General features: G+C 58.5%; 7 protein-coding genes. 3 read left to right on the top strand and 4 right to left on the bottom strand.

Going from position 1 to position 11074, the window contains the following annotated elements; all coding sequences use genetic code 11:
• Positions 1–236 precede the first annotated feature (236 nt).
• Positions 237–1058 (top strand): hypothetical protein, encoded by an 822-nt coding sequence (locus TBK1r_RS35530; protein WP_145220696.1) that lies wholly within the window; start codon positions 237–239, stop codon positions 1056–1058.
• Between the two features lie 197 nt (positions 1059–1255).
• On the opposite strand, the gene TBK1r_RS35525 is transcribed toward TBK1r_RS35530, so the two are convergent.
• The 3 genes from TBK1r_RS35525 to TBK1r_RS35515 all read right to left on the bottom strand — a co-directional run bounded on the left by TBK1r_RS35525 (position 1256) and on the right by TBK1r_RS35515 (position 5947).
• Positions 1256–2734 carry an arylsulfatase gene (locus tag TBK1r_RS35525; RefSeq protein WP_145220694.1) on the bottom strand — a complete coding sequence of 493 codons (1479 nt, stop codon included), beginning with the start codon at positions 2732–2734 and terminating at the stop codon, positions 1256–1258.
• A gap of 95 nt (positions 2735–2829) precedes the next feature.
• A complete protein-coding gene (locus TBK1r_RS35520) occupies positions 2830–4341 on the bottom strand; it encodes a sialate O-acetylesterase (protein ID WP_419580714.1) in 1512 nt (503 codons plus the stop codon).
• A 28-nt stretch (positions 4342–4369) separates the two neighbouring features.
• Entirely contained in the window at positions 4370–5947 is a 1578-nt protein-coding gene (locus TBK1r_RS35515; RefSeq protein WP_419580713.1) for a sulfatase family protein, read from the bottom strand.
• 525 nt (positions 5948–6472) lie between these two features.
• Between TBK1r_RS35515 and TBK1r_RS35510 the strand changes: the two genes are divergently transcribed.
• Complete coding sequence (locus TBK1r_RS35510) at positions 6473–9229, top strand: bifunctional acetate--CoA ligase family protein/GNAT family N-acetyltransferase (RefSeq protein ID WP_419580712.1); 2757 nt, start codon at positions 6473–6475, stop codon at positions 9227–9229.
• 125 nt (positions 9230–9354) lie between these two features.
• Here the strand turns inward: TBK1r_RS35510 and TBK1r_RS35505 are convergent, their stop codons facing one another.
• Positions 9355–10413, bottom strand: coding sequence for a hypothetical protein (locus TBK1r_RS35505; protein WP_145220690.1), 1059 nt, complete (start codon positions 10411–10413; stop codon positions 9355–9357).
• 176 nt (positions 10414–10589) lie between these two features.
• Between TBK1r_RS35505 and TBK1r_RS35500 the strand changes: the two genes are divergently transcribed.
• Positions 10590–10949 (top strand): EexN family lipoprotein, encoded by a 360-nt coding sequence (locus TBK1r_RS35500; protein ID WP_145220688.1) that lies wholly within the window; start codon positions 10590–10592, stop codon positions 10947–10949.
• Positions 10950–11074 lie beyond the last annotated feature (125 nt).

Raw genomic sequence — 11074 nt, 5'->3', positions numbered from 1 at the left:
GTCCAAGTGAAATGGAGCACGACGATGGGCAATGTAGACCCAGGCAGAGCTGCGGTCGGGGCCACTGAATTTGTGGGTGCACCGTACGGTGGATTGGTGCCTTGGGTGAACAAGTGCCGTTTTCATTCACCTAAAGCGGAAGTAGACATGTTGTCTGTATTGGTTCGGTCTGGTAGGATTTTGGCATCAATCTCAAAACTTTATGTACTCGTGTGCCAGATCGACCGGAGGTCCTGATGCGAAGAATTTTTGCGTTCGCTCTGTTCTCAGTTTCCTTGGCTGGTACGAGCGCGACTGAAGAACCGGATCCTCGTATTGCCGAGGCGCTTAAAACCACAACGGAGGCGGCATCGCATTACGAGTTTCGGCTCGCAGACGATCCGTCGGAAAGCCTGACGTTCCATCCCAATTCGCTTCTGCATTGGTCCAACCCGGTGATTGGCGTCATTTATGGCAATGTCTTCGTTTGGACCGAAGACGGTCGGCCAGAAGTCATTGGGTCTATTTTGCAATGGTACGAGCCTCACAAGCACGCGACCCACGAATTTCATTCGCTATCAGCCAGGCCTGTCGAGGGGTCACACGACGGTAAATTGGTATGGAAAACCACGAAGCCAGGCGTCCAATTGAAGCCAATCACTCAAGCACCCATCGTCGATGAATCCCCCTTCGTGCGGCTTCGACAAATGCGATCGATCACGCGGCAGTTGGAAGTCACGAGTATTAATAAGGAAGGAGAGAAGTATAACTTGCGATTACTTTCTCAGCCGCTCTTTCGGTATGGCAACGACAAATCGAACGTCCTTGATGGCGCACTATTTTCATTCGTGCAAGGGACCGATCCGGAAGTGATCGTTTTAATCGAATCAAGAAAGAACGATTCGGGCACTCTTCAGTGGCATCTTGCGATGATGCGGATGGCTGCCCTTGAATTTACGGCCAAATTGAGGGGCCGGGAAATATGGCATGTCGAGAAGATGCCCTATCCTGTCGCTATGAGAGGACGAGAGCCGTACTCCTTGTATCGCTTCAAACACCAGGAGACCGAATCGCAATAAGCCTGGACCCTCGCATCGCTAGCGCCGACGTGGAGGGGTGAGGCTTCAGCATGGGCGAAGTTGGATATCTCGCTTTCTTGTTCGGCTCATCCAGGTTGCCGGGGCAGCGATGGTGGCAATCGGGCCCATAGGACATCTAAAACGGATAGGCCCCACAAGTCCTAATGGCCCTATCGATCGCGGGACGTTTCGCCGCGTCAGTTGGCCCCACTGCTACGCTTCAAGAATTCCAGGTTTCCTTTGTGTGGAGCTTGGCGATGGTCCTTGTCGGTCAACTGACGGTCGTAAATTTCGCCGGGTCGAACCGGGTCGTGTGCCTCGTCGGCCTGTGCGATGAGCTGCTTCAGGACGTCCGGATGTTCGTTTGCGACGTTCTGTTTTTCTTCGACGTCTTGGGAGAGGTCGTACAGTTCCCAGCTTCCGCTTCTGCCTCGATAGGCTTTCCACTGATTCATCCGTACCGCCGTCTGGCCTTGGTATTCCCAGTACAGAAAGGGGTGCGTGGGCTGATCGGGTTGCCCGAACAGGGTGGGGGCGAACGACAGGCCATCGGTGGCCGGGCACGCCGCGCCGGCGATGGCCGCGAGTGTCGGCATGATGTCCGGATAGTAGAGCAAGTGATCCGAGACCGAAGCCGGCTCGATTTTGCCCGGCCAACGCACCAGATAGGGCACCTTGAGGCCGCCTTCATACAGCGATCCTTTCCCGGCGCGAAAACGTTCGCCGGTCTCGGGGTTCAGATTAGGACCGAAGAATCCGTGTGGCCGTTCCGGGGTCGCAAAATAGTCCTGTCCACCGTTGTCGCCGCAGAGAAAGATCACGGTGTTGTCGTCAATCTTTAACTCTTTCAACAGGCTGATGATCTGCCCGAGCTGGCGGTCGATCAGATGCAAGAACGCGGCATAGACCTTGGCATCATTTTCTGTCTGCTGGCCCGCAGTCCACGGTTTGTCTTTGAAGAGTTGCCAGGAGGGATCGTCTTCATCAATGCCCCACAGACCATGGGGCGGCGTCCAGGGAAGATAGCAGAAGAAGCTTTGGTCTTTGTTCTTGCGGATGAACTTCAACGACTCATCGAAGATTGCGAGATGGGCATGGGTCTCGCCTTCGTAGAAGCTCAGTCCGGGATTGCCTGGCAGTGGCACCTCGACGCTGTTTCGAATCAGGTAGCGCGGATAAAACGTGTGGGCGTGGACTTGGTCGTAGTAGCCGAAGAACAAATCGAAGCCGTGCTGTTCGGGGACACCGGAAGTGCCGCGTCCGCCGATGCCCCACTTGCCGAATCCACCCGTGGCGTACCCCTGTTGCTTGAGCATGCTGCCCAGAGTGGGTTCTTCTGCGCGAATCGGTGAAAACCCGTCGTTCTTTCGCATCGACATGTGTCCGGCATGGAGACCGGTCAGCAGCGAACAGCGGGTCGGGCCGCAGACGGGAGCACCTGCGTAGGCATTGGTCAACCGCATGCCCTCTTGTGCGAAACGGTCGATGTTCGGGGTCAACAGATCGGTGTTTCCCATGTGCCCCGATTCGAAGTAGCCCCACTCGTCGAGCATGATGTAGATGATGTTGGGCCGTTGGGGCTCGGCGGCATGGGCCGTGGATCGCGAATCTTCCCCGGCCAGGCCGACGAAAACGATCGTCGCGGCAACAAGCGTCAGTACAGCGTTTCGTTTCATTTGAGATAGATTTTCGGGTAGGGGTGAGTGATTCAGTGTGTGGCGACGGCCCCTGTCGCCCAATCATCGACGGCCCCAATCATCGACGGCACTCGTCAACGAATCGGCCAGTCATCGGTCCGGAACGATGATGCGGGCAGTCCGGCCTGATTGGATAGATTGGTCATGTCGCCACTACCCCAGCCAAATCGTACGGCGACAGGCTTGGTGATCTGATCGCTACGAACAACGATCGTGTCGCCGTCGATGACCGCGCTGGCATCGACGAACGTTCTGTCAGCGCCGGCGATGGTGAAGTGGGTCAGCGGTTTTCCGTCGCGACTGGCCAGACCACTTTCCAATTCTCCAAAGTGAATCCGGATGGCGTCTTGCTCGACGGAGTACCCGGAATAGATCGGTCCGGACGCGACAAGATCGGTTCGTCCGTAGTCGTGCTTGAGGGCAAGCAACGCGAGACGCTGGCCGACGGGTTTCTTCGGTTTGGGGTGAATGTTGGTTGGATTTCCAACGTCCATCGTCACCACCATTGCGGTGTTCGGTTCGGACAGCGACATCATCTGGGCTTCACGCAAAAACGCCGCGCTGACAGGTTCTTGTTTGTAGGCGAAGGGAGCAATCTGGACAAAGTAGAACGGGAAATTGCCACGCCCCCAGCGAGTCCGCCAATCTCGGATCATCGCGGGGAACAACCGGCGATACTGTTCCGGATGCGTCACGTTGGACTCCCCCTGGTACCAGATGACGCCACGGAAAGCGAACGGAACCAGCGGCCGGATCATGGCGTTGAACAACACGCTGGGGCTGCGCTGGTTCAAGCCTTTCGGCGGTTTCTGACCGCGGCTGAACAAGGTCCCGGATTGCTCCGCGATCGCGCCGTAGGTCGCAGACTGCTCATTGAATTCGGGGAAGTCGCGTTGGAGAACTTCGGGGCTGGTCCATGCCTCTGCCGAAGATCCGCCCCAGTTGGTGGAGATCAATCCGATCGGCACATCGAGTTCTTGGTGCAATCGAGAACCAAAGAAGTACGCCACCGCGCTGAAGTTCAACGCCGTCTCGGGGCTGCAGACTGTCCATCGAGCATTCACATCGTCCTGGCCATTCAAAGCCAAAACCTGTGGCACATCGCAGAACCGAATCGTCGAAATCGTTGCCTTCTGGACATCCTCTTTGAAGTGGTCCACTCCAAAGCCTCGCAGCTTCCACTGCATGTTCGATTGGCCGGAGCAGATCCAGACTTCGCCGATCAGCACGTCGGACAGTTGCTTCGTTTCCGAACCGCTGTTTACGTCGATCCGGAAGGGGCCTCCCGCTGCCGGCGTCTTGATCGACGTGCGCCAATGGCCGTGCTCGTTCGCGGTGGCCGTAAACGTGTCGTGCGTCCAGGAAGGGGCGACCACAACGGTGCGCCCAGCTTCTACCGTTCCCCAGATCGCGGCGTCGCATTCACGCTGAAGAACCATGTGGTCCTTGAACAGGCCCGCCACGGTCAGAGCGTTGTCTGTGGATTTGGCAGCGGCGGTGTTTTGAAGCGATGTGGCTTGTTGCGCCGACGTGGCGGTGCAAGTGATCGCCATCACGAATGCGAGCAGGAACGAAAGTCGTGACATGATCGTCGACCCGTTTTATTTGATGGATTTACTTGCGGAACGGCGTGCGGCCTGTGGGAGCACTGCGGCCGGATGCCTTCAATCTTGTCAGCAGGGCTTGCAGTTCTTTGCGTTTGGCTTCTTCCTTGAAGTACAGATTGGTCGTCTCGCCGGGATCGGTTTTCAAGTTGTACAGCTGTCCGGGTGCATCCGGTGCGAGTTCGGGCAGCGCATACAGTGCCATGTTGCCTTGTTCGTACCCATTGCCGCCGGAACCTTTGTGATCGAGATACTTCCAGTGTCCCTGGCGAATCTGAAACTCGCCACGAAAACTCTGCGTCAACAGATGGGGGCGAATCGAATCGGTTTCTGGCTGTTGTCCCAGCATCACCGGCAGCATGTCAAAGCTGTCCGTTGCCACGTCGTCGGGCAGTGCAACGCCGACAACCGAAGCAACGGTGGCGAAGATGTCGGTGGTGTTGGTCATTTGAGCGGTCACCTGGCCGGGCGGGATGTGTCCCGGCCATCGCGCGATGAAGGGGACGCGGTGACCGCCCTCCCAGCCGTCGCGCTTCATGCCTCGCCAGCCGCCTGACGGATCGTGCTGGTGATCTTGCCGCATCCAGTGAACGTGCAGCGTCTCGGCCCCGTTGTCAGAATTGAACATCACCAAGGTGTTGTCATCGATCTCCAGCTCCTTCAACAAATCAATCACGCGTCCCACGATCGCGTCCAGCTGCCAGACGAAATCGGCTCGCGCCCCGGCGTCGGTGACTCCGTTGAATTCGTCGGCCGGCAACACCGGTGCGTGAGCGATCTGAGTCGACAGCACGGCGAAGAAAGGTTTGTCGGGCGTTTGTCGGACGTGATCGGTGATGAACGCTTTCGTCTTTTCGTAGAACAGCAGGTCGGCATTGATAAAGTCATAGCCCGGTGACTTCCAGCCTTCGTCGTTGTCCCACCGCCATTTGCCACCGGGGTTGGGCAGCGTGTCGCGTTTGTGTCGCTCACTGGCCGGCGTCGGGACCATGCCGTTTTCGATGTAGATGTACAGCGGGTCGGTATTGGGGCAATTGGGTGTGATGAACGATTCGTCAAAGCCTCTGGCGTTGGGGCCATCGATCAGCGGCGTACTCTTCTCGTAATCGATCAGCAGCGAATTCTCGAAGCCGCCAGCGAGACGCTGTCCGTCTTTGTCGAACCAGCTGAGTCCCACGTGCCACTTGCCAAAGACACCGGTGCGATAGCCCTTCTGTTTCAGCATGTCGGCAATCGTCTGCGTGCCGGGCTTGAGATAGCTGGGGCCGCTTGGTCCTTCGAACGCTCCACCGCCCCGGCCGGTCGAACGATAAATCTGCTGTCCGGAAAACAGTCCGTATCGCGATGGCGAACAAATCGTGGAGGGACTGTGCGCATCGGTGAAACGAATGCCTTCGGCCGCCATCTGATCCAAGCGAGGCGTCTTGTAAGGCGCCTCGTCGTTGTAGCACGACAGATCACCGAAGCCGAGATCGTCTGCATAGATCACGACGACGTTGGGAAGGACGTCGGCGGCCCGAGCGGCGTGGACCGACGCCAACGCGATGAGCCATCCGGCAGACCAAACGAGAAGCGATGTCTTGTTCAAAACGTTGAACTCTCCAAGTCGAATCGAAAGGGCAGGGAAGCCGTGATGAATCCCCCCACACGCACCCGGTCGCCCCGATCACCGGCGCAGAACCGGACCGTGGCGACACTGCAATCGCCGGGGCGAGTCAACAAGCGGGAGCGATTGCCATGGCTGTCGCGACCCACAACGCCAAGGATTGTAGCCGAAAGATCGTCTCAGTCGTTCGCTTCGGGTGACCTTGCACGGCAACGGCCGGAATGTTGACATCACGCCGCGTCAGCGGAGGCGAGTAGTTGGTTAGGGGCGGCGCCTTCAAGTCCACGACATCCGATCCCTCGCCTCCGCTGACGCAGCGGGAAGTCTTTGAAGAACATCAAACGCAGGAGAACGAACAGGCTGAACGGTTGCATTGCTAGCCGCATCGAAAACATTGACGGGATCGGACGGGGATCGCCCCCCCAGTGTTTTCCCGGTCGACGTCTTGCGATTTGCATTGCATGTGCAATGTGAGACAATCGAGGTCGTGATGCAGCCGACGATTTGATGGTTCGCAAGATGCAGGCCGATGCCACGCTCAAGACCTGCGAGCAGTTCGCCATGCCGATCCGCAATCTAGATATGATCTTCGCGCCCCGTAGCGTGGCCGTGATTGGTGGGAGCGAACGTCGATCCAGCGCGGGCAGGATCGTGCTCGACAATCTGGTTTCGGGCGGTTTCACCGGGCCGGTGTACCGGGTCAACCCCAGGTACACCCATGTCGGTGGCATGCCGTGTTATGGCGCGATCGCCGACTTGCCCGAGGCCGTGGACTTGGCGGTGATCTGCAGTCCGGCCGAGACGGTGCCGCGATACGTCGGCGCGTGTGGCGAGGCGGGCATTCGGGGATTGGTCATACTGACCTCTGGATTTCGCGAGGCGGCACCCGGCGGAAAAGTCCTCAAACAGGCGGTGCTACAATCCGCTGCGGCGTACGAGGGCTTGCGGATCGTGGGGCCGAACAGTCTGGGCATCATGGCGCCGCACCTTTCACTTAACGCCAGTTTCGTCAGTGATTTACCACCCAAGGGGAACATCGCGTTCATTTCCCAGTCCGCGGCGCTCTGCACCGCCGTGCTCGATTGGTCGATCCAAGAGAACGTCGGTTTTTCGCATTTCGTCTCCGTCGGCAACATGTTGGACGTCGGCATCGCTGATCTGATTGACTATTTCGCGATCGACCGATGGACGCGGTCGATCATCTTGTACGTCGGGTCGATCACCGAGCCCCGCAAGTTCATGTCGGCAGCCCGGGCATTCACCCGAACCAAGCCGATCATCGCTTACAAGGCGGGCCGGTTCTCGGGGTCCGCCGAGGCTGCGGCCACGCACACGGGAACGATGGCCGGCGTCGACAGTGTCTATGAAGCTGCGATGAAACGGGCCGGCGTGTTTCGGGTCTACAGCGTGGAGCAGTTGTTCGACTGCGCGAAACTTCTGTCGCAACAGAAGACGCCTTCCGGACCTCGGTTGGCGATCATCACCAATGCCGGCGGGCCAGGCGTGATGGCGACCGATGAGCTACTCGATCAGCAGGGTTCGCTGGCGAAGTTGTCCGATGACACGATCGAAAAGTTGAGCCAACGACTGCCGCCGGCCTGGTCGCATGGCAATCCGGTCGATGTGCTCAGGGACGCCACGCCAGAACGGTTTCAGTCCTCGGTGGAACTCGTGCTGGCCGACCGGGGCGTCGATGGCGTGTTGGTGGTGCTGTCGCCCTACGCGACGACCGACCCGACCGGCACCGCCGCGGCGGTGGTGCAGGCCGCCAAACATGCGTCGAAACCGATCCTGGCAGCGTGGATGGGAGGCGGCAAGGTTCGCGAAGGCACCGAACGGCTCAATGCGGCGGGCATCCCGACGTATTCATCACCGGAAAAAGGCGTTCGAGCGTTCATGAACCTCGTGTCCTATGGGCGGAACCGCGAAACGTTGTACGAAACACCGCGTGAAGTTCCGATCGAGTTTCCGCTTCATCGTGCGAAACAGCGTTCCCTCGTCAAGACGTATTTGAGCGAGGGTCACGACGTGCTGACCGAGACCACGTCCAAGGCGTTTCTGCAGGCGCACGACATTCCGGTCATCCCCACCCATGTCGCCTGTTCGTTGGCGTATGCGACCGAGTGCGCCGCGCGGGTCGGGTACCCCGTCGCTCTCAAAGTGTTCTCGCCCGACATCACGCACAAGACACACGTCGGCGGCGTCGAGCTGAATCTGGCCAACCGCGCCGACGTCGCTCGGGCGTATGATCAGATTCTGAAGCGGGCCAAGGAACTCTGCCCCGACGCCAGAATCGACGGGGTCACGGTCCAACGCATGTTGGTCGAACCGAATAGTCGCGAGCTGATCGTTGGCGCCAAACGCGACCCGGTCTTCGGATCCGTGTTGATGGTCGGTGCCGGTGGGACGACCACCGAAGTGTTGCGAGACCTGGCACTCGAGTTGCCGCCGCTGAACGAGCGTCTTGCCAGACGGATGGTCCAATCGCTGAAGTCATGGCCTTTGCTGGAGGGTGAACCCGGGCGTCCCGGCATCAATCTGAACCGACTGGTCGAGGTCTTGATGCGGCTCTCCTATCTCGTCGCGGACTATCCCGAAATCACGGAGCTGGATGTCAACCCGCTGTTGGTGACCAGCCACGACGTCATCGCCCTGGACGCCCGGATCGTGGTGGATCATCACACCGTGCTGCATCCCGTTCGGCCCTATTCACATCTCGCGATTCGGCCCTACCCGGACGAATACACCAAGCGGATGTTGTTGAAGGATTCGACCTCGATCCTGCTGCGTCCGATCAAGCCCGAAGACGAACCGATGTGGCACCGCCTGTTGGCCAGTTGCTCACCCCAATCGCTTCACATGCGTTACCGTTACATGTTCAAAGCGTCGACCCACGAGATGGCCACGCGGTTTTGTTATATCGACTACGACCGAGAAATCGCGATCGTCGCCGAAGCCGAGGAAGACGGTGAGCGGAAGCTACTCGGGGTCTGCCACCTGGTCGCCGATGCCGATCACCACGAAGCGGAGTTTGCGATTCTGGTCGGCGATCCCTGGCAAGGCATCGGGCTCGGCTCGGTGTTGATGGACTACTGCCTGGGGATCTGCGCCGATTGGGGAATTCGATCCGTCGTCGCCGAAATGGCGCCCAGAAACTCGCGGATGATCACCATGTTTACCAACCGTGGTTTCGTGATGGACCGCAGCCAATCCGACGATGTGGTGATCGCCCGAAAGCGTCTGTCGCCTCTGATCCTGACGTGAATGATGTAGGCCTCAACGAGGCAACCGTCGCCACGATCAACGACGCGCCAGCGATTCGTAGCGACTCGCTTGAAATCCCCAGCCGCCTTCGCTTCACGATCGCACTGGCAGGAATCGTTCGGGGCCTAATTGCGGAAGCCTGGCAGCCGCTTGTACCAGGGGCGTTTCAGATTCTCGCCTGCGTATCCATCGCGGACCAGTTTCAGGCCTAGCTTGACCAGGGGATCATCCGATTGAAGCGTGTCGCCCCAGCGTTTGCAATACTCGCGTCCGACGTTCTTCAAGGAGTCCAGATAGACGCAGCCGGCATCAAAACTGCTTTGCGTGATCGGCGTCCCGTCATCGCCGTACATTTTCAGCAGCCGCATTTTGTCGCCGCTCAAGCACGAGCAGAGCGTGATCGGTGCAATCACCGGTGTCTTCTCGGTCGCGGTGCGGAACATGGTGTTGAAGTCCGTGGCAGCACCCGAAAGCGCCCACGCCCGAGCGCCGCGTGGCAACTGCCAGAGTGCCGCACAATCTTCGATCAGCTTGTTGATGCGAGAGGCTTCCATCGCCGCATGAACCATCTTCACGATCAGTTCGATAACGCTGGCAACGGCGCTGACGATCGATGACGCACCCGCCGACGCGACCAACACGCCCGCGGTGAGCGCCGATTTGGCGACGTCGTACAAACCTTCAAGCAGAGCGCTGTTGATCAGCTTCTTGATGCCCGACGCAATCGCTTGCGGATGACCCGCCGCCAAGGTGACCTTTCGAGCGGCCCACCATATCTTGACCTTCTGGGCAATCGCGCTGCCGATTTTGTACAGCCCTTTGATGCCTCCAATGATGCTTCCGACAAACGGTCCAAGCTCCTTGATGATGTTGTCGATAATCCAGTGGAGCCAACCGGCGTTCTCGTTCCAGCCCACCGCATTGCAGAGCTTTTGGGCAAGCCACGTCGCATACGTCTTGAGGGCCTCGCCGCGCTGTTCACGCGTTTGCCCGGGGTCGCTCGCGCCGCCCATCGCATTGGCCATAGCGGAACGTTTCGTCCATTTGTTGTCGGTCCAGGCACCGGTGGACAGCGAAAGCGGTGACAGCTGATCAATAGCCTGCCAAAAGAACAACACACCCTCGCGGGCATTGATCATGGGGTCGTCCAGATCGACTCGAATCGCTTGCCGTCGCTGACGCATTCAACATTTCTCCAAAATCACAGGCTACCAAGGTTTCGCTTGGGCATCGCTTCAAATTCAGGAAAAGTCGTCTACCGTCACGCGATGCGCTTTACTCTAGCACAGCTTTTGGGCCTTCTTTCGCGACGGGGGTGGCGAGTGTTCGCCACTCAGGTCTTCGGTTTGCAGTCCTGTGGTTGAATAATTCGCTGGGCGGGAGGGGGTGCCAGTGCTCTATAATCGGTGCCAACCAATCCGAACTGGAGGTTGAGCCGCGGCACAGGTCAAGTGGTTCAGTCGCCGAGCAGGATCTTTTTCATCGCATCATCCACAGGGTTGCCGGCGACATGCGCTTTTCTTCGTTTTCTCGAATTCTGCTGCTACTGGTGTCCATTTCATTCGCAGTGCCGCTGTCTGGTTGTGGCAAGGACATGACGGAATCCGAGGGGCCGGAGCTGGGGGCTGTTGAAGCTTACCTTCAAGAGCATCCCGAAGAGCGTGAAGAAAATCCGGAAGACGTGGAGTCCGAAGAAGACGAAAACGCAGCTGCGAGCTGAAACACCGGTACGGGCGACCGTTCACTGCATCGATTCATTGATCTTGATTGAGCTCCTTTCCCTCCGCCGCCGCTGCCTGCGCCGACGGGGCTTTTGATTCGTTTTGTTTTTTTTGATTCGTATTC

The sequence above is a fragment of the Stieleria magnilauensis genome (assembly GCA_007753675.1).
Classification (GTDB): Bacteria; Planctomycetota; Planctomycetia; order Pirellulales; family Pirellulaceae; genus Stieleria; species Stieleria magnilauensis.
The sequence above is the reverse complement of the archived record's forward strand: the minus strand, read 5'-3'. Positions and strand labels throughout refer to the sequence as shown.

Coding starts and splice junctions, on each gene's coding strand:
- TBK1r_RS35505 (WP_145220690.1), bottom strand. CDS start 10,413: ATGCGTCAGCGACGGCAAGCGATTCGAGTCGATCTGGACGACCCCATG.
- TBK1r_RS35520 (WP_419580714.1), bottom strand. CDS start 4,341: ATGTCACGACTTTCGTTCCTGCTCGCATTCGTGATGGCGATCACTTGC.
- TBK1r_RS35510 (WP_419580712.1), top strand. CDS start 6,473: ATGGTTCGCAAGATGCAGGCCGATGCCACGCTCAAGACCTGCGAGCAG.
- TBK1r_RS35530 (WP_145220696.1), top strand. CDS start 237: ATGCGAAGAATTTTTGCGTTCGCTCTGTTCTCAGTTTCCTTGGCTGGT.
- TBK1r_RS35525 (WP_145220694.1), bottom strand. CDS start 2,734: ATGAAACGAAACGCTGTACTGACGCTTGTTGCCGCGACGATCGTTTTC.